23 protein-coding genes are annotated in these 24,209 nt (G+C 63.7%); 11 read left to right on the plus strand and 12 right to left on the minus strand.

The window, feature by feature from the left end; genetic code table 11:
• Positions 1–46 precede the first annotated feature (46 nt).
• Positions 47–721, plus strand: coding sequence for a GntR family transcriptional regulator (locus DOM54_RS17145; RefSeq protein WP_110717500.1), 675 nt, complete (start codon positions 47–49; stop codon positions 719–721).
• A gap of 84 nt (positions 722–805) precedes the next feature.
• Here DOM54_RS17145 and DOM54_RS20205 read toward each other — a convergent pair whose 3' ends face one another.
• Entirely contained in the window at positions 806–976 is a 171-nt protein-coding gene (locus DOM54_RS20205; RefSeq protein WP_167406521.1) for a hypothetical protein, read from the minus strand.
• A gap of 202 nt (positions 977–1,178) precedes the next feature.
• Positions 1,179–2,813, minus strand: coding sequence for a BCCT family transporter (locus tag DOM54_RS17150; RefSeq protein ID WP_110717501.1), 1,635 nt, complete (start codon positions 2,811–2,813; stop codon positions 1,179–1,181).
• Positions 2,814–3,005: 192 nt separating this feature from the next.
• Between DOM54_RS17150 and DOM54_RS17155 the strand changes: the two genes are divergently transcribed.
• The 6 genes from DOM54_RS17155 (at position 3,006) to DOM54_RS17180 (ending at position 8,488) form a co-directional block, all read left to right on the plus strand.
• On the plus strand, positions 3,006–3,653 hold the full coding sequence (locus tag DOM54_RS17155; protein WP_110717502.1) for a thermostable hemolysin: 648 nt from the start codon (positions 3,006–3,008) through the stop codon (positions 3,651–3,653).
• The gene (locus tag DOM54_RS17160; RefSeq protein ID WP_110717503.1) at positions 3,646–5,112 is read left to right on the plus strand and encodes an AMP-binding protein; all 1,467 of its coding nucleotides are present in this window, start codon (positions 3,646–3,648) and stop codon (positions 5,110–5,112) included. The genes DOM54_RS17155 and DOM54_RS17160 overlap by 8 nt, the downstream gene beginning before the upstream one ends.
• Positions 5,113–5,143: 31 nt before the next feature.
• Entirely contained in the window at positions 5,144–5,839 is a 696-nt protein-coding gene (locus tag DOM54_RS17165; RefSeq protein WP_110717504.1) for an iron-containing redox enzyme family protein, read from the plus strand.
• A complete protein-coding gene (locus DOM54_RS17170; RefSeq protein ID WP_110717505.1) occupies positions 5,826–6,623 on the plus strand; it encodes an SDR family oxidoreductase in 798 nt (265 codons plus the stop codon). Before DOM54_RS17165 ends, DOM54_RS17170 begins: the two co-directional genes overlap by 14 nt.
• A 19-nt stretch (positions 6,624–6,642) precedes the next feature.
• Positions 6,643–7,341, plus strand: a complete 699-nt coding sequence (locus tag DOM54_RS17175; protein ID WP_240613948.1) for a tetratricopeptide repeat protein — start codon at positions 6,643–6,645, stop codon at positions 7,339–7,341.
• Positions 7,342–7,489: 148 nt separating this feature from the next.
• Positions 7,490–8,488 carry an LLM class flavin-dependent oxidoreductase gene (locus DOM54_RS17180; protein ID WP_110717506.1) on the plus strand — a complete coding sequence of 333 codons (999 nt, stop codon included), beginning with the start codon at positions 7,490–7,492 and terminating at the stop codon, positions 8,486–8,488.
• A gap of 376 nt (positions 8,489–8,864) precedes the next feature.
• On the opposite strand, the gene tal is transcribed toward DOM54_RS17180, so the two are convergent.
• The 7 genes from tal to DOM54_RS17215 form a co-directional block, all read right to left on the minus strand.
• A complete protein-coding gene (tal, locus tag DOM54_RS17185) occupies positions 8,865–9,821 on the minus strand; it encodes a transaldolase (protein WP_110717648.1) in 957 nt (318 codons plus the stop codon).
• A gap of 246 nt (positions 9,822–10,067) precedes the next feature.
• On the minus strand, positions 10,068–11,555 hold the full coding sequence (gene xylB, locus DOM54_RS17190) for a xylulokinase (protein WP_110717507.1): 1,488 nt from the start codon (positions 11,553–11,555) through the stop codon (positions 10,068–10,070).
• Positions 11,556–11,625: 70 nt separating this feature from the next.
• Positions 11,626–13,101: a mannitol dehydrogenase family protein gene (locus DOM54_RS17195; protein ID WP_110717508.1), complete on the minus strand. Its 1,476-nt coding sequence runs from the start codon at positions 13,099–13,101 to the stop codon at positions 11,626–11,628.
• A 60-nt stretch (positions 13,102–13,161) separates the two neighbouring features.
• Positions 13,162–14,295, minus strand: a complete 1,134-nt coding sequence (locus DOM54_RS17200; protein WP_110717509.1) for an ABC transporter ATP-binding protein — start codon at positions 14,293–14,295, stop codon at positions 13,162–13,164.
• A gap of 45 nt (positions 14,296–14,340) precedes the next feature.
• Positions 14,341–15,165, minus strand: coding sequence for a carbohydrate ABC transporter permease (locus tag DOM54_RS17205; RefSeq protein ID WP_110717510.1), 825 nt, complete (start codon positions 15,163–15,165; stop codon positions 14,341–14,343).
• Positions 15,162–16,007 (minus strand): carbohydrate ABC transporter permease, encoded by an 846-nt coding sequence (locus DOM54_RS17210; protein WP_110717649.1) that lies wholly within the window; start codon positions 16,005–16,007, stop codon positions 15,162–15,164. The genes DOM54_RS17205 and DOM54_RS17210 overlap by 4 nt, the downstream gene beginning before the upstream one ends.
• Before the next feature lie 195 nt (positions 16,008–16,202).
• A complete protein-coding gene (locus tag DOM54_RS17215) occupies positions 16,203–17,522 on the minus strand; it encodes an ABC transporter substrate-binding protein (protein ID WP_110717511.1) in 1,320 nt (439 codons plus the stop codon).
• Positions 17,523–17,988: 466 nt separating this feature from the next.
• Here DOM54_RS17215 and DOM54_RS17220 point away from each other — a divergent pair, with 466 nt between their 5' ends.
• Positions 17,989–18,978, plus strand: coding sequence for a LacI family DNA-binding transcriptional regulator (locus DOM54_RS17220; RefSeq protein WP_162619907.1), 990 nt, complete (start codon positions 17,989–17,991; stop codon positions 18,976–18,978).
• 50 nt (positions 18,979–19,028) lie between these two features.
• On the opposite strand, the gene DOM54_RS17225 is transcribed toward DOM54_RS17220, so the two are convergent.
• The 3 genes from DOM54_RS17225 to DOM54_RS17235 are packed head-to-tail and all read right to left on the minus strand — an operon-like array spanning position 19,029 to position 21,522.
• Entirely contained in the window at positions 19,029–20,453 is a 1,425-nt protein-coding gene (locus DOM54_RS17225; protein ID WP_240613949.1) for a sensor histidine kinase, read from the minus strand.
• The gene (locus DOM54_RS17230; RefSeq protein WP_110708248.1) at positions 20,450–21,121 is read right to left on the minus strand and encodes a response regulator; all 672 of its coding nucleotides are present in this window, start codon (positions 21,119–21,121) and stop codon (positions 20,450–20,452) included. Before DOM54_RS17230 ends, DOM54_RS17225 begins: the two co-directional genes overlap by 4 nt.
• Before the next feature lie 56 nt (positions 21,122–21,177).
• Entirely contained in the window at positions 21,178–21,522 is a 345-nt protein-coding gene (locus DOM54_RS17235) for a PepSY domain-containing protein (protein ID WP_110717651.1), read from the minus strand.
• A 211-nt stretch (positions 21,523–21,733) separates the two neighbouring features.
• On the opposite strand from DOM54_RS17235, the gene DOM54_RS17240 reads away from it, so the two are divergent.
• The 3 genes from DOM54_RS17240 (at position 21,734) to DOM54_RS17250 (ending at position 24,097) form a co-directional block, all read left to right on the plus strand.
• Complete coding sequence (locus DOM54_RS17240; protein ID WP_110717513.1) at positions 21,734–22,222, plus strand: hypothetical protein; 489 nt, start codon at positions 21,734–21,736, stop codon at positions 22,220–22,222.
• Positions 22,219–22,572 carry a hypothetical protein gene (locus DOM54_RS17245; protein ID WP_110717514.1) on the plus strand — a complete coding sequence of 118 codons (354 nt, stop codon included), beginning with the start codon at positions 22,219–22,221 and terminating at the stop codon, positions 22,570–22,572. The genes DOM54_RS17240 and DOM54_RS17245 overlap by 4 nt, the downstream gene beginning before the upstream one ends.
• A 229-nt stretch (positions 22,573–22,801) precedes the next feature.
• Positions 22,802–24,097 (plus strand): nitrate regulatory protein, encoded by a 1,296-nt coding sequence (locus tag DOM54_RS17250; RefSeq protein WP_110717515.1) that lies wholly within the window; start codon positions 22,802–22,804, stop codon positions 24,095–24,097.
• Positions 24,098–24,209: the final 112 nt, after the last annotated feature.

The following is a 24,209-nucleotide window of genomic DNA, read 5'->3' on the forward strand; positions in this document are numbered from 1 at the left end:
AGTTATGCCCCCGCCGACCGGGTGTCAATATAGGAGAAAGTCTAATATGGCCCGCATCCCGCATGCCCAGCGGCTTCGCGACCTGCTCGAGGATGCCATTGTCGACGGCCATTACGCGCCGGGGGACAAACTGGACCCGGAAGCCCTGGCCAGGGAGTACGACTGCTCGCGCACCCCGATTCGCGAAGCACTGCAGCAATTGGCGGCATCGGGCATGGTGCGCGTCCTGCCGAAACGCGGCACCTTCGTCGCGCAGTTGAGCGTGACCGAGCTGGTCGAGCGGTTCGAGGTCATGGCGGAACTGGAGGGCATGTGCGCCCGGCTGGCGGCGCGCCGCGCCACCCCCGAAGAGCTGGCGGCACTGCATCGTGCCCAGGCGGCCTGTCGGGCGTGCATGCGTTCGGGAGACGCCGACGGCTACTACTACGAGAACGGCATCTTTCACCACCTGATCTACGAGGCCAGCCACAACGACTTTCTGACCCAGGAAGCGGCCCGCCTGCATGCCATCCTGAAACCCTATCGTCGCCTGCAGCTACACGCCCGCCACCGCCTCGCCAGCAGTTTCGACGAGCACGAGGCCATCATGGCGGCACTGGAGAGGGGCGAAGCCGACGCTGCCGAGGCTGCGATCAAGGCCCATGTGCAGGTTCAGGGGGAGCGGTTCAACGATCTGGTGGCGTCAATGCAACGCCTGCAGGCCAGGCGCCGCGAAGGCTAGCGAGTCACGCCACAGGACATTGCCGGCGGCCTTGCACCGACGGCCTCGAGATGGCGGGTCGGGGCCGGTCCGACCTCGGGCGATTCAGAACAGCAGGGTAACGAGCAGCGCGGCGCCGCCGACGATCAGCGCCGTGACCACGAACAGGCTGACCAGCACATCGAGCCATCGGTCGATCCGGGAATCGGCAGACGGCACGTCGCGGCGAGTGGCGCCATGACGCGGTTGTCGGGAAGACTTCAAGGCCGGTGGCATGGATGAGCTCCGCGAGGCTTTATCGTCTTATTAACGGCGGCGTGAGGAAGAAATCCAGTCACAAATTAAGCCGTTTCCCCATTTTTCGCCACCGATGCCGGATTCACCCGGCTCTCCTCCGCGCGTGCCAGCCGTCCGGATCCTGCGACGAAAAACGGCCCCGATCCTCAGGGACCGGGGCCGGGATTCACCACGCCGGCGATCAGCGCGGGTTGATGCGGCGGTTCTTGATATCGGGGGCACGCCGGTAGCGATCCTCTTCGCCCAGCTCCTCGGCCTCGAAGGCATCGGCCCCGACCGGGGTATCGCTATGGCGCCGGTAGAGTGCGGTCAGCATGGCCTTGCGATCGGCGCGCAGCTCTTTCAACGTCACGAATATCATCCCGTAGAGGATGAAGGTGAAGGGCAACGCCGCCAACACCGAGGCCGACTGCAGCCCTTTCAGTCCGTTCTCGCCCCCGGCGGAGAGCAGCGTCAGGCAGATCGCCGCGATCAATACCCCCCAGATGATACGTTTCATCAACGGCGGATTGAGCGAGCCGTTGTCCGTCATCTGCGACACGATGTAGGTCGCCGAATCTGCCGACGTCACCAGGAAGATGAAGATCAGGCAGAGTGCGACGACCGACAGCACGTTCGAGAACGGCATCAGGTCGAACATGCGGAACAGCGCCGACGTGATGTTGTCCGCCGTTGCCTGGGCAAGACCTGCGTCGCTGTTCATCTCCATCTGGATGGCGGCACCGCCGAAGATTCCGATCCACAGGCAAGCCAGCAGCGGCGGTACCACGAGCACCCCGAAAACATACTGTTTGATGGTTCGCCCGCGCGAGATTCGCGCCACGAACGTTCCCACGAACGGTGACCAGGCAATCACCCAGGCCCAGTAGAAGATGGTCCAGTTCGAGGCCCACTGACTGTCATCGTAGGGCGACATCCGCAGACTCATGCCGATGAAGTTCTGCAGATAGTCGCCGATGCCCAGCGTGATGGTCTCGAGAATCGCGATGGTCGGCCCCGTGAACAGGATGTAGAACATCAGCGCGAAGCAGATGATCAGATTGAGGTTGGAGAGGTTCTTGATGCCCTTGTCGAGGCCCGATGTGGCCGAGACCATGTAGCAGATGAACATCGCGCCCATGATGATGAACTGCCACATCATGTTTTCGGGCACGTCGAACACCGAGTGCAGGCCACCATTGATCTGCAGCACCGCCAAGCCGATGGAGGTCGCCACGCCCATCACCGTCGCGACGACCGCGAAGATATCGAGGACCGGCCCGAGACGGCGCAATTTCGGGCGTTTCGCGGTGACCGACGACAGCACGTTGGAGACCATGCCCGCCTGCCCCTTGCGAAACTGGTAGTAGGCGATGATCAGACCGACGACCGAGAACGCCGCCCACTGGTGAATCCCCCAGTTGAAGAAGGCGTACTGAATCGCATAACGCGCCGATTCGGCGGACTCCGGTTCCACGTCACCATAGGGTGGCGTCATGTAATGCGTCATGGGCTCCGCCATGCCGTAGAACACCAGGCCGACCCCGAAGCCCGCCGCCAGCAGCATGCTGACCCATGAGAAGAAACCGTAAGTCGGTTTGCTGTCCTGGGGCCCCAGGCGAATCTTGCCGTACTTGCTGAATGCCAGGCCGACCAGAAAAATGACGAACCCGAACACGGAAATCAGGTAGAACCACCCGAAGTAATGTGTGGTCGCCCCCAGTGCCGCATTGGCGATATTTCCGAACCCTGTCGGGAAAATCGCGCCTAAGGCCACGATCGCCGCGATCACCACCGCCGAGACGATGAATACGCCTTGCTTGCCGAGTTTGGGCATGTCGTCCCCTTTTGATTGTGCTGATTTCCTTCGACGTCAATAGTGTAGACGACCCCGCCGCGCTCTGCGGAAGCCCCATCGCCCGCCTGGTCCGAACGGGGGCGAGAGATTCCCCCATCGGGTTCCGGCGTAAGACTTCGTTAAGCCCCTGCCCTTCAAGCTAGCCTCCATCATCTTGTCGGAGGGCTATCGATGTCGGGTTTACCTGCTTCAGCGGCGGATACCGTCTGGCGTGAAAGTCGCGGCGATCGAGAGCGAGCCACGCTCGAGAAATTCATTGCCGACACTTACCGGCAGCAGCATGGTGCGTCGATCGGCCAGTTCGCACCGCGACTCTACGGGCTATGGGAGCGCGATGAATTACAGGCTGCCGTCGGCGTCCGTCGCGCCGATGCCTCCCCGCTCTTTCTCGAGTGCTACCTGGAAACGCCCATCGAGCAGGCGCTCTCCGCGGTGCTGGATCAGCCGGTGGAGCGCACGGCACTGGCGGAGATCGGCAACCTGGCGGCACGCCGCCCGGGCATGACGGTCGCGCTGATTCGCGCCCTGATCGACTCGCTCGTCGCCGAGGAGTGCCGCTGGCTGGCATTCACCGCGACAGCAACGGTGCGCAACGGTTTTCGACGCCTCGGTCTCGACGTTCACCGTCTCGCGGACGCCGACCCGACCCGGCTGGGCGACACCCGAGGAGACTGGGGCAACTACTACCTGCATCGGCCCTGGGTCATGGGTGGCGACCTGATCGCCGCCTGGCATCGTCTCACCCCGAGTCACGGCCGCTCCGCCACCACTACCGTGCCAGCCGCGGCCCCGCATCTCAAGGACATCGATCATGCGTGAGCGATTTCTGGATCATCTCCGAGCGCTGGGAAACGACGATGCGGACCGCATCGCCCTGGAGGACGAAACCCGGTCAATCCGTTATGGCGACCTGATGGCGCTCGTCGACTCCCGGGCACGGCAGCTGCGTCGACTCGGCAGTCAACGTGTGGGTTTGGCGCTGGACAATGGCATCGACTGGGCGCTGTGGGATCTGGCGATGATGCGGGAAGCCATCGTCAACGTGCCACTGCCGGGCTTCTTCACCCCGGCGCAGTTGACCCACCTGGTTGACCAGGTCGGTATCGATACCTTGATCGGGTCCGGACCACTGGCAGGCACGCTGGGTTTCGATGCCACCCCGGAAGCCGACGCCATGCTCTGGCAACGTCGCGGTATCTCGCCACCGCCGGACTTGCCCGTGGGCACCCACAAGATCACCTTCACCTCGGGCACCAGTGGTACGCCAAAAGGGGTCTGTCTGAGCAGCGACAACCAGCTCACCGTCGCCGAGAGTCTCGCGGGTGTCGCCGCTAGCGTCGACGTGCGCCGGCATCTGGCGATACTCCCGCTGGCGACGCTGCTGGAGAACATCGGCGGCATCTATGCGCCGCTATGGCTCGGGGGCAGTATCAGCCTGCCATCGCTGGCCGCACTGGGCTGGCAGGGCGCCAGCGGCTTCGACAGTGCCAGTGGCTGGCGCGTCATCAGCCGCCAGGCGCCGGACAGCCTGATTCTGGTGCCGCAACTGCTGTCGGCGCTACTTACCCGGCAAGGCGATGCCCCCATCGGCTTTGGCCGCTTCTTCGCCGTCGGCGGGGCCACGGTTTCGCCAGCGCTGCTGGCGCGTGCGGAAGCCGCCGGTTGGCCGGTGTTCGAGGGTTACGGCCTCTCCGAATGCGCGTCCGTGGTCACGCTCAATCGTCCCGGCGAACGGCATCCCGGCAGTGTCGGGCGCCCCCTGCCTCATGTCGAGGTCAGACTGGCCGACGACGGCGAAGTGCTGGTCCAGGGCAATGTGATGCTGGGCTATCTGGGTGACAGCGCGCCGGCGCCGACGGTCTGGCCCACCGGCGACCTGGGGCAATGGGATGGCGATGGCCTGAGACTCCGGGGACGTCGTCGCCAGGTCTTCATCACCGCCTACGGACGCAATGTCGATCCAGCCTGGGTCGAAGCCGAACTGACCGCCGAACCCGCGATTGCCCAGGCCTGGGTGAGTGGTGAAGCGCAGTCTTTCAACCGTGCCCTGCTGGTACCGCGGGGCGACTGGGTCAACGATCGCCAGATCGAAGACGCGGTCGCCAGCGCCAATGCCCGATTACCCGATTACGCGCGTGTCTCGCTGTGGCAACGCAGCGCCCCCTTTACCGCACAAAACGGTCTGGCGACCGCCAATGGCCGATTGCGCCGCGACGCCCTGACCGCTCATTACCACACCAGGCTAACCAGCCCGGTCCCTCTATCGACAGATGCATAGGACATCCGTCCACGTCCGAGGAGACGACACCATGTCCCACTACGAAACCTTGCAACAAGCCACCGCTAGTCATCGCCAATGGCTGCTCGATACGCCGGTGATTCGCCAGGCGTTGGAAGGCAACATCACCAAGGAGATCTATCAGGCGTTTCTGGCGCAGGCTTACCATCACGTCAAACAGACGGTGCCATTGATGATGGCTTGCGGCGCGCGCCTGCCTCCGCGACTGGAGTGGCTGCGTGGCGCGCTGGTCGAGTACATCGAGGAAGAGTACGGCCACCAGGAGTGGATCCTGGACGACATTCGAGCCCTGGGCGGCGACGCCGAGGCGGTCGCCAGCGCGACTCCGGCGCCGGCGACCGAACTGATGGTGCGCTACGTCCGCGACGTGATCGCCTATGACAACCCGGTCGGCTTCTTCGGCATGGTGCACGTATTGGAAGGTACCAGCACCGCCATCGCCACCCAGGCCGCCGAGCAGATGCGAGACGGCGCGGGCCTTCCGGCCAACGCCTTCCGCTATCTCGAATCCCACGGCAGCCTCGATATCGGCCATCTGGCGTTCTTCGAAGAGCAGATCAACCGGCTCGACGACCCCGCCGACCTGCAAGCCATCATCGATGCCGCCAACATGGTCTACCGGCTCTACGGTGCCATGTTCCGCAACCTCCGCCAGGACGCCGACGATGCCGTCAGCCACGAGGGCCTGAGCCATGCGCTGGTCTGATCGTCGCATCCTGATCACCGGCGCCAGCGGCGGTATCGGACGCGAACTGGTGACCCTGCTGGCCCAGCGCGGTGCGCGGCTGCTGATCGTGGGGCGTAACGCCAGCGTGCTGAAAACGCTGGCAGCGTTGGCGCCAGACCGCATACACACGCTGTCCGCCGACCTGACGATGCCCGATGATCGCCACCGGGTGGTCGAGATCGCGGAAGAGACGCGTATCGATATGCTGATCAACGCCGCCGGCGTCAATCACTTCGGTCTGTTCGACGAGCAGTCCCCGGTGGCGATCTCGTCGATGGTGGACCTCAACGTGACCGCCACCCTGCTGCTCACGCAAGCGCTGCTACCGCGACTGCTGCACGAGAACAGCGCCTGGATCGTCAACCTCGGTTCCGCGTTCGGCGCCATCGGGCACCCTGGCTATACCGCCTATTGCACGACCAAGTTCGCCCTGCGCGGATTCAGCCAGGCGCTGCGCCGGGAACTGGCCGACACGCCGGTTCAGGTACTCCACATCTCCCCCCGGGCCACCCGGACCAGCATGAACAGTGACCGCGCCGATGCCCTCAATACCGAGCTGGGCAACCACGTGGACGAACCCGTCCAGGTCGCGGCGAGCGTGATCCGCGGCATCGAGACACAGGCTCGTGATCGGCAGCTCGGTTGGCCGGAGTGCCTGCTGGTCAAGTTGAACGGGATCCTACCCGGCATCGTCGACCGCGCGCTCAAGAAACGGCTGCCGACGATCCAGCAGCATGCACGCCGCCCGTCCCCCTCGCCATGATTCGTACACGGAGATCACCATGACAGCACATCGCCCCCTGAAGGTGCTGATTCTCGCCACCGCGCTTGCCACGATGTCGGGAATCGCGCTTGCCGGCAGCCCGCTCGCACTGGCGGCCGAATCCCCGACGGCGTCGGGCGCGGCGTCGGCGACCACGGTCGCCGCGGGTCTGCACGAGCTCCAGAGCCGCTGGGCCAATATCCAGTACAAGACGCCGGAAGCACGGCGTGCCGACGCTTTCGATCAGCTCTACCAGCGCGCTCAGGTCCTGCTCAAAGCGCAACCCGATAGCGCCGCGCTGCATACCTGGGCAGGCATCATCCGAGGCTCCCAGGCCGGTGCGGAGGGCGGCCTGGGCGCGCTCTCCCTGGTCAAGGAGACACGTTCCGAGTTCGAGCAGGCGATATCGATCGACCCGGCGACGCTGGACGGCTCGGCCTACACCAGCCTGGGCACCCTCTATCACCAGGTGCCCGGCTGGCCGCTGAGCTTCGGCGACGACGACAAGGCGCGCGAGCTGCTACGGAAAGGGTTGAGCCTCAATCCCGACGGGATCGACAGCAACTATTTCTGGGCCCAATACCTCCACGACGAGGGCGACGATGCGCAGGCTCGCCAGGCACTCGAGAAAGCGATGGTCGCTGCGCCGCGCCCCGGCCGGGAAACGGCCGACGCCGGACGTCGTCAAGACATTCAGGCGTTGCTGCGGGAGATCTAGACGCAGAATCCTCGTTCGAACCTCCGAGGAACCCGGTGGCAGCGTGGAGATCGACAGCGGGTATCGGTTGCATTCATCGCAACAGCCCTCATGATGGAGATCATGAGGGCGCTAACGAGCGTCCATTCATTTCCTGAAGGGAACGCTCATGTCACGACTTGCCGATATTCCTCTCTCGGTGCTGGATCTGGCGCCGATCACGCGCGACGGCACCGCAGCGGAGACGTTCCGCCGCAGCGTCGATCTGGCCCAGCAGACCGAGCGTCTGGGCTACAACCGCTACTGGCTGGCCGAGCACCACAACATCGATGGTATCGCCAGCGCGGCGACCAGCGTCCTGATCGGTCATATCGCCGGGGCGACCTCGACCATGCGCATCGGCAGCGGCGGGATCATGCTGCCCAACCATCCACCGCTGGCGATCGCCGAGCAGTTCGGCACGCTGGCGACGCTCTACCCGGAGCGTATCGATCTCGGCCTCGGCCGTGCCCCGGGCTCCGACGGCATCACCATGCAGGCCATGCGTCGCGACCCGCGCGCCGGGGTCAATGATTTCCCCGACCGCCTCGACGAACTCCGCCGCTACCTGGGCGATACCGTACCCGGCCAGCGGGTGCGGGCGATTCCCGGTGAAGGCACCCATGTGCCGATCTGGCTGCTCGGTTCCAGTGGCTACAGTGCCCAGCTCGCGGCCAGGCTCGGGCTGCCGTTCGCCTTCGCCGGTCAGTTCGCCCCCGGCTACATGATCGAGGCCCTGCATCTCTATCGCGAAGGCTTCCAGCCGGGGGTGCTCGACAAGCCCCACGCGATGCTCGGGATCCCGCTGATCGCCGCCGATACCGACGAGCGCGCCCGCTTTCTCGCCACCACCCAACAGCAGAAGTTCCTCAACCTGATTCGCGGCAAGAGCACGCGGACCCAGCCACCGGTGGCGGATCTCGACTGGTCGCGCCAGGAGCAGGCCATGGTCGCCCAGAATCTCGGGGCCGCTGTCGTCGGTGGACCCGAGAGCGTGCGCCAGCAACTGGACGAGCTGCTGGCCCGTACCGGGGCCGACGAGATCATGGTCAACACCGACTGTTACGATCACGCCGAGCGGGTGAAGTCCTACGAGATTCTGGCGGAGGTTCAGCGGGCGTCACGATAGTCGTCGCCGCCCGCAACTCTCCAGACTTATTTTGTTTTGGGTTGCTCGGCACTGACGAGGATCCAGCCACCCTCACCTGACCTCTGACGAGGGGACTTAACGCTCGTCCCCTCGCCGCTCCCCTTCTTTTAGCGCCGCAGGATCGCGAAACCCTGGCCCGTCGGAGACCTTCGCCGGGGTCGGCGCACAAAGGACATCCATGTCCTAATGCGCTTCTTGCGACATCCCTGTCGCAAGACCCCGCTACGGCACCTCAGGCCAGCGCGCTCCTGAAGGCGCCACGGTGGTCGGTTCCAATGAGTCCAATGGTGTCATATCGATAAAAAACACCCGGCATATAGCCGGGTGTCTCTGCATCGAGCTTGAAAGAAAAGACTTAGCCCAATCGCTTGGCCAGCAAACCTTCCAGCTTCTTCTGGTCGGCAGCGAAGGTGCGGATACCCTCGGCCAGCTTCTCGGTGGCCATGGCGTCCTCGTTGTGTTCCCAGCGGAACTGCGCTTCGCCGATCGGGTCGAGACGCTTGGCGCCGCTACCCTGATCGGTGATCTTGCGCGTCACTCCACCGTCCGTGGAGGCGAGTTCCTCAAGCAGCGCCGGCGAGATGGTGAGCCGATTGCAGCCGGCCAGCGCCCGGATCTGATCGGTGTTGCGGAAGCTGGCACCCATGACCACGGTGTCGTAGCCGTACTGGCTGGCGTAGTCGCACACGCCACGCACGAACTTGACGCCCGGATCCTCGTCCGGCGCGTAGGATTCGGTGCCGGTGGCCTTCTTGTACCAGTCGGTGACACGACCGACGAAGGGCGAGATCAGGTAGACGCCAGCCTCGAAGCAGGCCCGGGCCTGGGCATCGGAAAACAGCAGCGTCAGGTTACAGTTGATGCCCTCCTTCTCGAGCTTTTCGGCGGCGCGAATGCCTTCCCAGGTCGAGGCCAGCTTGATCAGTACCCGATCCTTGGAGACCCCCTGCTTCTCGTAGAGATCGATCAGGTGATGCGCCTTGTCGATGCTCGCCTTCTCGTCGAACGAGAGCTTGGCCGCCACCTCGGTAGAGACCCGGCCGGGCACCAGCTTGGTGATCTCGGTGCCGATAGCCACCGACAGGCGATCCACGGCTTCCTCGACGCGGGCGTCGACATTGCTGATGTCGGACTTGACCGCCGCCAGTGTCTCGTCGATCAGCGCCTGATAGCCCTCGAGTTCGAAGGCCTTGAGGATCAGGGAGGGATTGGTGGTCGCATCGTGCGGCTGATAGCGACGAATGGCATCCAGGTCGCCGGTATCGGCAACCACCATGGAAAGCTGTTTGAGAGAGTCGAGTTGCTGTGTCATGAATCGCTCCATCGTTGTGGCGTGTGATTGCATCCCGTCGCAATCCTGATTCTGAAAGCATAACACCGATGCGTGGTCATCGCCGTGCCACATACCGGGTTTCCGGTGATCGAAGATCAGGGGCAATTCTGGTCGGACAGGCGGCCTGCCACATTGGCATCCCAGCGGAAAATCACCCATCTGTTCTGTCTCATGAGGGGGAGAGGCGATGATTTCAATGCCCTCACCCGCTGCCATGGGCGAGTCTCAGGCGATGCCATACTCCCGGCTCAGCGCTTCACGATAGCGCCGGTAGATGCCGTCGTAGCTGGCGACAACTTCCGGCCGTGGCCGGGTCAGGGTGTCTTCGTCCAGCCGTACCCAATCCCGGCACAGCTTGTCCAGTGCCACCTCGGAGTCGCGATCGTCACACCAGCGTGCCTGAATGGCGCCGCCGAAGGCGGCAGCTTCGGTGACTTCCGGACATACCACCTCGAGATCGAGCACGTCGGCGACGATCTGACGCCAGACCGGACTCTTCGCACCGCCCCCGACGAGACGAATCTGGGTCGCCTCGCTCGCCAGCGAGCCGAGCAGCTCGAGCCCGTAGCGCAGCCCGAACGTGGCACTCTCTACCGCTGCGCGACACAGGTTTTCCGGCGTGGTATTGAAGCTGGTCATGCCGCTCATGCTGGCCTGTGCCTGCGGCAGCGCCGGCACCCGCTCGCCACTGAAGAAAGGCAATAGGGTGATGCCGCCGGCACCCGGTTCTGCCTTGGCCACGGCGCGATTGAACCCGTCGATGTCGAGCCCGACCAGTTCCCGCAGCGTCGTCGTGGCCGAGGTCACGTTCATGGTGCAGATCAACGGCAGCCAGCCGCCATGACTGGCACAGAAGTTGGCCACCATGGCGTCTTCCGGCACCACCGGTTCACCGGCATGAACGGCGATGGTGCCGGAGGTGCCGAGACTGATCGTGACCCGGCCCGGCTCGATGTTGCCGGTACCGATGGCGCCCATCATGTTATCGCCACCGCCGCTGGAGACGATGACGTCGTCGCTGAGGCCCAGCTCACGGGCCAGGGCCGGCCGCACCTTGCCCACCGCCTCGCGGGAGTCGATCAGTCGGGGCAGCACGCTGTCGAAGTCGAGTTCCGGGGCGATGATTTCGAACGCATCGCGCCGCCAGGTACGCGCCCGGGTATCGAAGTAGCCGGTGCCGGAGGCGTCGCCCGGTTCGGCCACGCGCTCACCGGTCAGCCAGAAGTTGAGGTAGTCGTGGGGCAACAGCAGCGTGGCGATCCGGCGATACGCCTGCGGATGGGTCTCGCGCAGCCAGGCGATCTTCGAGGCGGTATAGCCGGTCTGCAGCACCAGGCCCAGCTTGTCGATGCAGCCCTGCTCGCCACCGAGCCGGTCGATCAGCCGCTCGTTCCACTCCGCGGTCTCGGTGTCGTTCCAGAGCTTGGCCGGGTGCACCGGAACGCCATCCTCGTCCAGTGCCACCATGCCGTGCTGCTGGCCGGAGACACCGATCGCGCGAATGGCCTCCGCGCCGACGCCGGCATCCCTCAGCGCCTCGTCGAGCGCGCCACGAAATGCCTCGGTCCACTCCTCGACCCGCTGCTCCCGCCGCCCGTGGTCGCCCTGCTCCAGCTTGTGGGGTCGCGAGGCCTCGCCGACGATACGACCGTCGCTGCCATCGACCACCACCACCTTGGTGCTCTGGGTGCCACAATCCACGCCGATATACATCACATCCATCCCTTGATCAGTTCCGTCGAGACCGGCGCCAGCGCCGACCTCACCCTGTCGACCACGGCGGTCAATTGGCGACGAGATGCTCGACGCAGGCCCTGGCGCCATCACGGTAGAGACGATCCAGCGCATCGAGATAGGCCGAACGGAACCGCTCGTCATCGGCCAGATCCCCGAACAGCTGACGGTTCTCGATGAACGCGGTCGGCTGGTCGCGGTTACGCTTGGCGATCGCCATCAGCTCGTCCTTGAGTCGGTCGACCACCGTGATCGGCTCGCCCTGCTCGTCGGCCCCCTCCGCATAGCGGGCCCAGCTTGCGACGACCGCCGCGCTGCGATGGATCTCCCCGCCCTGGGCCAGTTGCTCCCGGATCACCGGCAGCAGCCACTTGGGAATGCGATCCGAGCTTTCGGCGCAGAGTCGCGCCAGGGTGTCCTTGATCTCCGGATTGGCGAAACGCGCGATCAGGGTCCGCTTGTAGTCGTCGAGATCGACCCCCGGCACCGGGCGCAGCGTCGGCGTGCCCTCGAGGTTCATGTAGTCGAGCAGAAAGTCGACGAACAGCGGATCCTGGCACACCTCGTGAGCGTAGCGGTAGCCGGCCAGGTAGCCGAAGTAGGTCAGCGCCTGATGGCTGGCGTTGAGCAGGCGCAGCTTCATCAGTTCGTAGGGCATGACGTCTTCGACCAGTTGCACGCCAACTTGGTCGTAGGCCGGGCGACCCGCGTTGAAATGGTCCTCCAGCACCCACTGGGTGAATGGCTCGCAGACTACCGGCCAGCGATCCTCGATGCCGAAGCGGGTTCCGATCTCCTCGATGTCGGCGTCGGTGGTCACCGGCGTGATGCGATCGACCATCGAGTTGGGGAAGTGGACGTTGGCATCGATCCAGTCGCCCAGTTCCATGTCCCTCGCCCGGGCATAGGCCACGAACATCTTGTGGGCGACTTCGCCGTTGCCCTGGATGTTGTCGCAGGACATCACCGTGAACGGCTCGACGCCACGATCGCGGCGCCGGGAAAGCGCCTCGGCCACGATCCCGAAAGTGGTCCTGGGCGTCTTCGGCGAGGCCAGGTCGTGCTCGACATCGGCGTTACCGAGATCGAACTCGCCGGTGACGTGGTGAAAGTTGTAGCCGCCTTCGGTCACCGTCAGCGAGACGATGCGAATCTTCGGATCCGCCAGCAGCTCCAGGGTGCCTTCGATGTCGTCCGGCGCGTAGCGATAGTCGATGATCGAGCCGATCACCCGCGCCTGGTACTCGCCCTCGGGATGCTTGATCACCAGGGTATAGAGATGATCCTGGGCGGAGAGCGCCGCCTGCATGCGGCGGTCGCCGGGCATCACCCCGACGCCGACGATCCCCCAATCCAGCGCCTCGCCCCGATTCATGAGGTCGTCGAGGTACATCGCCTGGTGGGCGCGATGGAAGCCGCCGACACCGAAGTGCACGATGCCGGGCGTGACCTGAGCCCGGTCGTAGGACGGCTTGGCGACGCTGCTGTCGAGCTGGTCGAGGGCCGCCGTGTTCAACGATGCCATAACGTTTCTCCTGAAAAAGTCACTGCCGTGGGTGGTCCATCGCACAGGCCACGGTATCGGTCAGGCTTCCGCAGCCGAAGGCGCCGCCGTCGACTCGCGGGCAATGGCCAGTTCGCTTTCGCTGTCGAAAAGATGCAGCTTGTCGCTGTCGCAGGTCAGCGTCAGCGTGTCGCCGAGCTGCACCTTACGATGGCCCGGGAGCTGTGCCGAAACGGAGTGTTTGCCCACGCTCAATTGCACCATGGTCACTGCGCCCAGCGTCTCGACGACATCCACCGTTCCCTCGATGCGATTGGTGGCCGCCGCGTCGCTCAAGCGGAGATGTTCCGGGCGGATGCCGGCCCAGACGTCCGCCCCGCCCCGCGTTGCCATGCTGGCACGGTGGGCAGCGTCGAGGGACAGCCGATAGCCATCTCCACTCACGACACCATCGACATGCTTGGCAGGCAGGAAGTTCATCGAGGGGTTGCCGATGAATCCGGCCACGAAGCGGTTGGCCGGGAACTCGTAGAGATTGATCGGCGTGTCGATCTGCTGGATCTTGCCATCCTTCATCACCACGATGCGTTCGCCCATGGTCATGGCCTCGACCTGATCGTGGGTGACGTAGAAGGTAGTGACCTTGAGACGCTTGTGCAGCTTGACGATCTCGGCACGCATGTCGACGCGCAGCTTGGCATCCAGGTTGGAGAGCGGCTCGTCCATCAGGAAGACCTGCGGATCGCGCACGATCGCCCTGCCCAGCGCGACACGCTGACGTTGCCCGCCGGAGAGTTCGCGCGGCTTGCGTTCGAGCAGATGCTGGATGCCCAGCGTCTGGGCCGCCTCGTCGATCTTCTGCTTGATCTCCTCGGCGGGACGTTTCTTCAACCGCAGGCTGAATGCCATGTTCTCGGCCACGCTCATGTGCGGGTAGAGCGCGTAGCTCTGGAACACCATCGCGATGTCGCGCTCCTTGGGCGGCACCTGGCTGACGTCCCGGCCGCCGATCAGGATTTCGCCTTCGGTATTGCGCTCGAGCCCGGCGATCATGCGCATGGTGGTCGACTTGCCGCAACCCGAAGGCCCCACCAGGACCACGAACTCGCCGTCACGCGTGACCAGATTGAAGTCGTCGACGGCATTGCTGCTGCTGGCGCCCTTGATTTGCGAACCATAATTCTTGGCGACGTTCTTGAGTTCGACGATAGCCATGTCGTTAACCCTCTATAGGAAATCCGTTACCAGCACGATCGCCGGTCATTTGACGGCGCCGAAAGTCAGGCCTCTGACCATCTGGCGTTGCGTGAACCAGCCGAGCACGATGATCGGCGCGATCGCCAGCACGGAGGCGGCGGACATCTTGGCCCAGAAGAGCCCCTCGGCACTCTTGAACGAGGCGATGTAGACCGCTAGCGTCGCCGCGCTATGGTCGGTCATGGTGATGCTCCAGAACGACTCGTTCCAGGCCAGGATCAGCGCCAGCAGCCCCGTCGAGGCCAGGCCGGGCAACGCCAGCGGCAGCACCACCTTGAACAGCGTCTGCATGATGCTGGCGCCGTCGATGTCGGCGGCTTCGACGATGTCCTTGGGAATGTCGCGGAAGTAGGAGTAGACCATCCAGACGATGATCGGCAGGTTCATGGCGGTGAACAGCAGCGTCAGTCCCAACGCGTTGTCCAGCAGCCCGACCGCGCTGTAGACCAGGTAGATCGGAATCAGCACGCCCACCGCCGGAATGAACTTGGTCGAGACCATCCACACCAGCAGGAAATCGGTGCGCTTGTTGGGGTAGAACGCCATCGCGTAGGCGGCCGGCACCGCCAGCGCCAGCCCGATGACAGTCGAGGCAACGGCGGTCAGCGCGGAGTTCCAGGCGTAGTGCCAGTAACCGCTGCCCTGCGCCAGGGCCATCTTGAAACTCTCCAGCGTCGGCGAGAAGAAGAAGTTCGGCACCACCGTGAATGCCTGCTGCTCGGTCTTGAACGAGGTCAGCAGCAGCCACAGGATCGGGAAGAAGATCAGCAGTGCCACGCCCCACGCGAGTACGCCCAGGGCGCCATTGGTAAACCGGTTCGAATTCATCGTGCGGCTCCCGCGTTGAGGTTCCCGGCAATGAAGCGAATCAGCATGATGGCGAAGATGTTCGCCAGGATCACGGCGCCGATAGCGGCGGCCGAGGCGATGCCGATGTCGTTCTGCTGGAACACGGTCTGGAAGATGTAGTACGGCAAGTTGGTCGTGGCAGTGCCGGGGCCGCCGCCAGTGGTGGTATAGATTTCCGCGAACGAGGTCAGGAAGAAGATGCTTTCCAGCATCACCACGACGTACAGCACCTGCCCCAGGTGCGGAATCACGATATGGCGAAACTCCTGCCAGGCACTGGCGCCATCGAGCTTGGCCGCCTCGATCTGGTCTTCCGGCAGCGATTGCAAGCCGGTCAGGAGCACCAGCAACGCGAACGGGGTCCATTCCCAGGTGATCATGATGATCACCGACAGCATCGGATAGTGGGCGAGCCAGTCGATCGGCTCCAGCCCCAGTTGTCTAGCCACCCAGGCGAACAGGCCATACACCGGGTGGAACAACATGTTCTTCCAGATCAGACCGGTCACGACCGGCATCACGAAGAACGGCGCGACCGCCAGCGTGCGTGCCACGCCACGGCCGACGAAGGTCCGGTTGAAAAGCAGTGCCAGCGCCAGGCCCAGGCAGACCGTGATGACCAGGCTGGCCGCGACGATGATCAGGGTGTTGGCCAGCGATTTCCAGAAAGTGGGATCGCTCAACAGGATGGTGAAATTGGTCAACCCGGCGAAGCCGTTGTACATCGGCATGATCAGGTTGTACTGCTGAAACGAGTAGTAGATGGTCATTGCCAGCGGCACGAGCATCCAGATCAGCAGGAAGATGACCGCCGGCGCCATCAGCAGTCGCGTCGTGCGAGCGAACGAGCGCGCACCGGCCTCTTCGGCGGATGGCGCGGTGGTCGAGGCGGTTCGAGAAATGGCTTTCATGCGTGATTCCCGTGGCTTTGGATTGCGTCATGCAACCACTGGTCCGACTTACGCAGCGACACCGCCGATCGCCATGGCGGCTCGGCGGTGTCCGTGGCGAATCGCTTACTGCGGTTTGCCGGTCTGCTGCATGATGCGGTCGGTGAAGGTCTGCCCCTGCTGCAGCGCTTCATCGACGCTGCTCTGACCGGACAGCATCGCCGCCATCAGCTGGCCGACCCGTGTCCCGATCGCCTGGAACTGAGGAATGGTGACGAACTGAACGCCGGTATAGGGCACTTCCTGCGCGCTGGGGTCGTTCGGGCTGGCGCTCTTGATCGCCGTCTCGACCAGCGGCGCGAACGGTGCTGCCTCGACGTACGCTTCGCTGGCATAGGTCGATTGGCGCGTTCCCGGCGGGACGGCCAGCCAGCCCTTGTCGTCAGCCACGGCCTGGATGTAGTCCTTGGAAGTCGCCCAATCGACGAAGGTCTTCGCCGCGTCCTGATGCTTGGAGGACTGCGGCACCGCCAGCGCCCAGGTGAACAACCAGTTGGAGCCTTTCTCAGTCGTCTCGTACGGCGCCTGAGCGAAGCCTACCTTGTCGGCGACCTGCGAGGTTTCCGGGTCGCTCACATAGCTCGCCGCGACGGTGGAATCCACCCACATCCCGCACTGACCGTTGGCGAACAGCGTCTCGGATTCGGTGAAGCCGTTGGAGGTCACGCCCGGCGGGCCATAGTTGTTGAGCAGGTCGACATAGGCGTGGGCCGCGTTCTTCCACTCTTCACTGGTCAGTTGCGGCTTCCAGTCCATGTCGAACCAGCGACCGCCGAAACTGTTGACCATGGTGCCGAACAGCGCCATGTTCTGGCCCCACCCGGGCAGTCCGCGCAGGCAGATGCCATAGACGCCATCCGAGGGCGAGTGGATCTTGGACGCGAACTCCTCGATCTGGCTCCAGGTCGGCTTGTCCGGCATCTCGATACCGGCCTTCTCGAACAGATCCTTGCGGTAGTAGGTCACCGAGGATTCCGCATAGAACGGCAAGGCGTAGAGCGTGCCGTCCACCGACAGACCATCCTTGACCGGCTTGAGCAGGTCATCGACGTCATAGCTCTCCGGCAGGTTCTCCATCGGCGCCAGCCAATCGTTCTGCGCCCAGATCGGGGTCTCGTAGTTGCTCACGGTCACCACGTCGTACTGGCCCGCCCCGCTGGCGATATCGGTCGTGACCTTCTGCCGCAACTCGTTTTCCGGTAGCGTCACCCAGTTGACCTTGATATCCGGATGCGCATCGTTGAATGCCGACATCATGCTCTGCATGGTCACCATATCGGGGTTGTTCACCGTGGCGACGGTGATTTCCGTGCTCTGTGCCATGGCGGCGGAGCAGGCACTCAAGCCTGCGATCCCGACACCTGAAATGAACAAGGCAAGTCTCATCTGGAATTCCTCTCGTAGCGCTCGTTATTGCTATGTTGTCGACGGCGGTCATATTCGACGGCTATCGCGCCGAGCATCGAACAATCCCACGGATCCGATCCGACCCGATCTACCCAGGCTGGCGTTGCGATGAAGAGGATCGACCGTGCATTCATGGATGCCTGCCCTGACGCACATGACATCAAGAAGAAATCATAGCGTTAACACTGAAGGAATCAAGCCGACATTATTTTAAATTATCCTTTAAAATCAATAATATAAAAAACATTAGACCAATGTTTAATGCCCTGAATAGACCTAAGTAGTAGAGAAAAACCAGTCTCTCACGGACAATATCGATGTTAGAAAATGACACAAAATGATATTAGATGCTCATGATGGTCACTGCGCCGGGACAGGTCGTCGGCTTGCCGGTCATGTTCTCGACAGGTCGAAAATCATGAGTGTCACCAGGGAGATGAGGTCGATGCCTCGAACCACGCTCGAAGATATTGCCCGACAGGCCGGGGTCAGCAAGATTACCGTCTCGCGGACCTTCTCTTCGCCGGAGAAGGTACACGCCGAGACCCGTAGTCAGATATTACGAATCGCCCGTGAACTCAATTACGTGCCCCAGTCGCAGACAGCCAATCGCGATCCCGCGATCACGCGAACGCTGGGCGTGGTCAACCCCAACATGAGCAACCCGTTCTTCGGCCGGATGACTCGGGAGATCACGCTGGCCGCCAGAGCCCGTGGCTATACGGTGCTGGTGTTCGACTCCTACGAGTCGGAAACGCTGGAAGACGAGGCGATCGGCAAGTTGATCGAGTTTTCCGTCGATGCCGTCATCCTGTCGGTCATCTCCTCGGACATCGACTATCACCCGGCCTATCTGGATCGCCTGGAGGCGGCGAGGATTCCCGTGGTACTGGTCGACCGCGAGCTCAAGGCCGCGCATTACGGCGGCGTCTACATCGACAATCTCGACTGCGGTTATCAGGCCGGGCGCTATTGCCTGGAGAAGGGACTGACGCAACTGCTCGCCGTGTCGGGTCCGGTCGACTCGATGGTCTCGATCGGGCGAATGTCCGGGCTGCGTGAAGCGATCGGCAGCCGACCGGTGTCGCTCGAGGTGATCTACAGCGATTTCAGCTTCGAGCCCGCCTATCTGGCGCTACGCGACTATCTGCGCGACCACTCCTGGCCAGAAGCGATCATCGGGGCCAACAACCAGATCACCATGGCGGTGCTGAAGCTTTGCCACGAACAGGGCGTCGTGCCGCAACGGGACGTCCAATTGTTCAGCATCGACGACATCGAGCACAGCGACGTATTCGGGGTGCACATCCCCTGCATTCACCACAACCTGCCGGAAATTGCCCAGCAGGCGCTGCAGCTGGCATTGGCGGCGATCCAGTCACCGGACCAGCGCGGATTCCGAACCGTGGTGCGAGGCCAGCTGCGTACCTGGTGACAGGTCGGGGCGACCGGGCACGGCTACCGCGGGCGTCGAGCGGAAGACGATCAATCGGGTGGCGATGTCGGGCCGGCAGCATTGCCCACCTGGGCAGAAACCGGTGACGCAGGCAGCCAGACATCGGCCGCCAGCCCGCCCAGCGCCGCTCGCTCGAGGCGCAGGGTGCCGCCGTAAAGCATCATCAGATCCTCGACGATCGACAGCCCCAACCCCGAGCCCGAACCCCGGGCATCCAGGCGCACCCCCCGCGCCAGCGCCGACTCACCCTGGGCACGCGTCATTCCTGGACCGTCGTCCTCGATACGCAGGCGAACCCCCTGGGGTACCTGGGAGACCGTGAACGAGACCCTGGTGCTTGCCCAGCGCAGCGCGTTCTCCAGCAGGTTGCCGGTGAGTTCCTGGATATCCTGCGGGTCGATACGCGCCGCCGCCCTGGGGTCGATATCGGCATCGAACCGCACGCCGCGACGCTCCGCGAGTCTGGCCAGCCCCTGCACCACCGGGGCGATCGCATCGCCGATCGCCACACGCCCGGAGAATGCCACGCCGCCAGCCGCCGAGGCTCGCGCCAGGTGATGGCGCACCGCGTCGTCGATGCGCGTCAACTCGGTGTTGATGGGCCTGCGCTGCTCTTCGGGAAAGCGCTCCGACAGGGTCTTGAGCACGCTGACCGGCGTCTTCAGCGCGTGCGCCAGGTTGCCGGCCGCCGCACGACCTCGCTCGATCAAGCGCCGGTCGCGCTCGAGCACGCCGTTCATGGCCAGCGCCAGCTCCTTGAGTTCCACCGGCAACTGCGTGTCCAGCCGCTCGATCTCACCCTCCTCCACTGCCCGCAGGTTGGCGGACATTCGTCTCAGTGGCGCCAGCCCCCAGCGCATCTGAAGCGCCAACCCCGCGAGCAGCAACACACCGAAGGCGGCCAGCGACAGGATCAACAATCGCTCGAAGCGCCCGACCTCGTGATCCAGCTCGGCGGTCGAACCCGCCAGTGCCACGTGGATGACGTCACTGTAGCCAGGCAACCGGAGGTCGCGCTCGATCATGCGAAGCGCGTCGTCACGCGGGCCGTTGACTTCATAGATATTGATCCCGTTGTGGTGGCCCGGAATGGGCAGCCGCTGGTCCCACAGCGAGCGCGACGTCATGGTGAGATCGCCTCCGTCGCTCACCTGCCAGTACCAGCCGGAGTAGACGCGGTCGAAGCGAGCGTCGCCCAGCGAGCGATTGAGCTGAAGGCGCTGGCCGACACTGTCGACCTGAATCCCGGCCAGCAGGGCATTGAGCTGGGATTCGAGCCGGCTATCGAAAGAGGCGGTGGCGGATTGGCGAAAATTGTAACTCAGCCCGACACCGGCCAGCGGAAGCAGCACGATGACCAGAAGCAGTGATGCCACCAGCAGACGCGCGCCCAGTGGCGCCAGGCGCAGACGCTCGCCCAGGTGGAGAATCCAGCGGGGTTGCCAACGCTTCAAGTATCGGCCTCGAGATCGACCAGACGGTAACCCTGGCCTCGGAGCGTCTCGATCCGGGCACGACCGAACTTGCGTCGCAGGCGGCTGATCTGCACATCGATGACATTGGAGTCGGGCTCATGATCCCGGTTGTAGACGTGCTCGACCAGCTCGGCCCGGCTGACGATGCGTGGAGAGGCGTGCATCAGGTAGGAGAGCAGCCGGGACTCCTGAGCGGTCAACGTGATGGGGCGGCCCGCCAGCGAGACGCTGCCGGAGTGGGTGTCCAGGGTCAGCTCTCCCACCCGAATCACGGGGTGGGCATGGCCGTGGCTGCGCCGGACCAGCGCGCGCAGGCGGAACAGCACTTCGGCGGTCTCGAACGGCTTGACCACGTAGTCATCGGCGCCGGCGGAAAAGCCCGCGGCCTTGTCCGACCAGCGCTCCCGCGCCGTCAGGACCAGCACCGGCAGATCGATGTCGTCCTCCCGCCACTGGGAGAGCCAGCGGGTGCCGTCGCCATCGGGCAATCCCAAGTCCAGGATGATCGCATCGTAACGCTCGGTGCGGACCAGGAAGTCGGCTTCCTGCCCGGTGGTCGTCGACTCGATCAGCAACCCGGCCTCGGCCAGGGCATCGGCCAGCGCCTCGGCCAGCGCCGCATCGTCCTCGACCAACAGTACCTTCATTACCGACTCCCCGGTTCCAGGCTCGCCCGCCGTCGCTGCTCGGCGGCGACAATCGTTCACGGCGATTTCTTCATCGCCTCGATATTGACTCCCTCGACGCTCAGCAGCTCGCCACTGGTTGCATCGAACTCGAACTCCACTACCTGCCCCTGAGGCCCGATCATCTCCACCTCGTATTCGATCCGGCCATCCTCCTGCTCCAGTTCGACTTCGAGAATCTGCCCTTCGTAGCGAGCTTCCAGCCAGTCCATGATCTCGTCGATACCGACCAGATGGCCTTCCTTGACCTCCTTGTGGAGATCCCGCCAATTGTCGCCATCGGCGCTCACGGGCACGAGTGCCCCGCTCATCATCAATGGCAGGGTCACGATCAGCAGCATGAGGAGGTTGCGAAGTTTCATGTCGCCAGTGTGCCGCAATCGCCATGAATCCGACATGAACATTCGGCCGGACGAGCACCATCCCTATCGGCCATCGAGGGGCGATTAACGCAATATGAATGTCGCCGTCAGTTCGACGCAAGGTCTGCGCGCGTATAACGGGTGACAGTGTCGACCCCGTTCGACTGACGCGATCCGCGTCTACCGGAAACGGTCCTTCAGGAGGTACGTGATGAAACATCGCCTATGGATACTCCCTGCCGTCGCCCTTGGCGGAGGTTTTGGTGCCAACGCCCTGGCCGACGACACCTCGCTCTCCTACGGCCAGTTGGAGAGGCTGCTCAACAGCGCGGAAGATTACGGTTTCAATCGCTACGAGAAACTGGATGCCGATCACGATGACAACCGTTTCGAGATCGAAGGCTGGCGCGCCGACGGCTGGGAACTCGACGTGTCGATGACGCTGAACGATGGGGCGCTGACGCGCGAGAGTCAGCGGAAGTCGATCGCTCCGGACTGGGGACTGACCAGAGAAGAATTGGACGCTGCACTCTCCCAGGCTCGGGCCGGGGGAATGCAACATTTCGCGGAACTCGAGGTCGATAGTAACGGGCACGTCGAGATCGAGGGCTACAATGCGCAGCGAGCGCAGTTCGAACTCGACCTGCACCGCGAGGCGCTGAATTCCGAACATCTCGACAACGGGAGTGACAACGGATGACCGACAACCGCCAGAACGACAACGCCGCCTGGCGCGCCGCCCAGCAGTGGCGCGAGCGGGTTCAGCAGACTCGCCCCGGCAAGGGAGCCAGTGGGATTCGACTGTTGCTGACCTGGCTACTGTTCGGCGCCATGCTGATCATCGGTACCCTGCTGGGGCTGTTCTTCCTCGTCATCGGCTGGGCCATGCTACCGTTTCTTCGCCACCGGATGAAAAAACGCGCCGAACAAGTGCGCGCCTCCCGGGCGCAATATGCCGGCGGCAGCGCCGACCATGGCGATGGAGCCCCTGCCGGGCGTTCTCAGCGTGTGCTCGACGGAGAATACGAAGTCCGTTCGAAGGAAAGCTGATTGCGCCCGCTCTCCTGCCATTGATCGCGTCGCTCGCGGTGTCGCATCGGCCATGATCGATCCGGTTTGCCGCTTCCTGTCATCTCAACGCGCTGACCGCGTGCGCCTCCACGGCGTACGCGGTAGAGTCATTTACGACCTTGGTAGAGCACGCCATCACGACTGCGCCGGCAGCGCCTTGCCGTGATGGCGTCGATAACAATAATCCGATATTGAGGCTCCGTGACCCATGAACGCGATCGACCGACTGTTGCGCGCGGCCAAGATTTCCGAGATCGAGCAGCTAACTGGCCTGGCGGAAACCGCTGCCGTCGTCGGCGATATCACTCGTTTCGTCCATGCACTGCAACGTGAGCGAGGCGCCTCCAGCATCTATCTCGGCTCAGGTGGCCTGCGCTTCACCAGGCAGCGGCATCAGCGAATCGCCGACAGCCTTCAGGCCGAGACCACGCTGCGCCAGCGCCTGGAGGAGTGGGCGACACCGAACGAGGCAGACCGAATCTCGCACCGCCTCGCCGGTGCCCGTCTGCTGACGCGGGTCGCGGCGGTCTGGCACGGACTCGACGCCCTCCCCGGCATCCGTCTCGATATCGACGCGCAACGCCTGACCGCGGACGACGCCGTGAGGTTGTTCAATCGGCTGATCAGCAATCTGCTGTCGGTCATCTTCGAAGCTGCGGACACGGCCAGTGACGCCGAAATCACCCGCGTGCTGGTCTGCCTGTTTCACTTCATCCAGGGCAAGGAACTGGCCGGGCAGGAGCGCGCTTGCGGCGCCTTCGGCTTCACCTCGGGCGCCTTCGATGAAGCTCACTGCCACACGATGCGGCAACTGATCGATGCCCAGCACCGCTGCTTCGAGACCTTCGCCGAGTTTGCCAGCGCCGACCTGATCTCTTGCTGGCGCCATGAGCTGGACCAGCCGATCCATGCCGCCATCGTTCGGCTGCGTGAACTGGCGACACTGGATGCGCCACTCCCCGACGATCTCGACGCCCCGGGCGAGCAGTGGTATGCCATCGCCACCCAGCGTATCGACGCCATGAAGGGGATCGAGGATCGTCTGGTGGAAGAGCTTCAGCATAACTGCCGCGAGCGCATCGCCCAGACCGAGCGCGACATCGAGGATGCCTCGGATCGCCAGGGTGCGCTGAACGGTGAGCAGTGGGTAACCCCGGTGAACCTGCTGATGTCGGCGCCGGAAGCGGATCAGGCGTCAAACCTCGGCGCACTGACCGCCAATGCGATGGATTCACGCTTCAGCCGCTCGCTGATCGAGCTGGTACAGCTGCAGAACGCCAGACTCCAGCAGATCAGCGACGAGCTCGAAAGCACCCGCAGGACCCTGCGCGACCGCAAGCGGATCGATCGCGCCAAGGGGTTGCTGATGACGCACCGGCAGCTGTCCGAAGACGAGGCCTATCGGCTTCTCCGCAAGACCGCCATGGACCAGAGCAAGCCACTGATCGAGGTCGCCCAGAACGTGATCGACCTGGTAGAGATGCTCTCCTCGAAGCACCTCTGAACCCCGGCGAGCCTGAACCAGGACTTCGAACCGCCCGCCAGACGTTGTTGGTGCAGTGGGCGGGGACGTTGCACCGGCCTGAGGCTCCATCCGCCCGCGCTCCCATCGTCGC

The organism is Salinicola acroporae (assembly GCF_003206615.1).
GTDB lineage: Bacteria > Pseudomonadota > Gammaproteobacteria > Pseudomonadales > Halomonadaceae > Salinicola > Salinicola acroporae.

Bases quoted from the DNA above. Each gene is read 5' to 3' on its own strand.
- DOM54_RS17195 (WP_110717508.1), bottom strand. From the start codon at position 13,101: ATGGCATCGTTGAACACGGCGGCCCTCGACCAGCTCGACAGCAGCGTC.
- DOM54_RS20205 (WP_167406521.1), bottom strand. From the start codon at position 976: ATGCCACCGGCCTTGAAGTCTTCCCGACAACCGCGTCATGGCGCCACT.
- DOM54_RS17240 (WP_110717513.1), top strand. From the start codon at position 21,734: ATGAAACATCGCCTATGGATACTCCCTGCCGTCGCCCTTGGCGGAGGT.
- DOM54_RS17235 (WP_110717651.1), bottom strand. From the start codon at position 21,522: ATGAAACTTCGCAACCTCCTCATGCTGCTGATCGTGACCCTGCCATTG.
- DOM54_RS17245 (WP_110717514.1), top strand. From the start codon at position 22,219: ATGACCGACAACCGCCAGAACGACAACGCCGCCTGGCGCGCCGCCCAG.
- DOM54_RS17150 (WP_110717501.1), bottom strand. From the start codon at position 2,813: ATGCCCAAACTCGGCAAGCAAGGCGTATTCATCGTCTCGGCGGTGGTG.
- DOM54_RS17210 (WP_110717649.1), bottom strand. From the start codon at position 16,007: ATGGCGCCGGCGGTCATCTTCCTGCTGATCTGGATGCTCGTGCCGCTG.
- DOM54_RS17180 (WP_110717506.1), top strand. From the start codon at position 7,490: ATGTCACGACTTGCCGATATTCCTCTCTCGGTGCTGGATCTGGCGCCG.
- DOM54_RS17215 (WP_110717511.1), bottom strand. From the start codon at position 17,522: ATGAGACTTGCCTTGTTCATTTCAGGTGTCGGGATCGCAGGCTTGAGT.
- DOM54_RS17155 (WP_110717502.1), top strand. From the start codon at position 3,006: ATGTCGGGTTTACCTGCTTCAGCGGCGGATACCGTCTGGCGTGAAAGT.
- DOM54_RS17200 (WP_110717509.1), bottom strand. From the start codon at position 14,295: ATGGCTATCGTCGAACTCAAGAACGTCGCCAAGAATTATGGTTCGCAA.
- DOM54_RS17160 (WP_110717503.1), top strand. From the start codon at position 3,646: ATGCGTGAGCGATTTCTGGATCATCTCCGAGCGCTGGGAAACGACGAT.
- xylB (WP_110717507.1), bottom strand. From the start codon at position 11,555: ATGTATATCGGCGTGGATTGTGGCACCCAGAGCACCAAGGTGGTGGTG.
- DOM54_RS17165 (WP_110717504.1), top strand. From the start codon at position 5,144: ATGTCCCACTACGAAACCTTGCAACAAGCCACCGCTAGTCATCGCCAA.
- DOM54_RS17230 (WP_110708248.1), bottom strand. From the start codon at position 21,121: ATGAAGGTACTGTTGGTCGAGGACGATGCGGCGCTGGCCGAGGCGCTG.
- DOM54_RS17170 (WP_110717505.1), top strand. From the start codon at position 5,826: ATGCGCTGGTCTGATCGTCGCATCCTGATCACCGGCGCCAGCGGCGGT.
- DOM54_RS17250 (WP_110717515.1), top strand. From the start codon at position 22,802: ATGAACGCGATCGACCGACTGTTGCGCGCGGCCAAGATTTCCGAGATC.
- tal (WP_110717648.1), bottom strand. From the start codon at position 9,821: ATGACACAGCAACTCGACTCTCTCAAACAGCTTTCCATGGTGGTTGCC.
- DOM54_RS17205 (WP_110717510.1), bottom strand. From the start codon at position 15,165: ATGAATTCGAACCGGTTTACCAATGGCGCCCTGGGCGTACTCGCGTGG.
- DOM54_RS17175 (WP_240613948.1), top strand. From the start codon at position 6,643: ATGACAGCACATCGCCCCCTGAAGGTGCTGATTCTCGCCACCGCGCTT.
- DOM54_RS17220 (WP_162619907.1), top strand. From the start codon at position 17,989: ATGCCTCGAACCACGCTCGAAGATATTGCCCGACAGGCCGGGGTCAGC.
- DOM54_RS17145 (WP_110717500.1), top strand. From the start codon at position 47: ATGGCCCGCATCCCGCATGCCCAGCGGCTTCGCGACCTGCTCGAGGAT.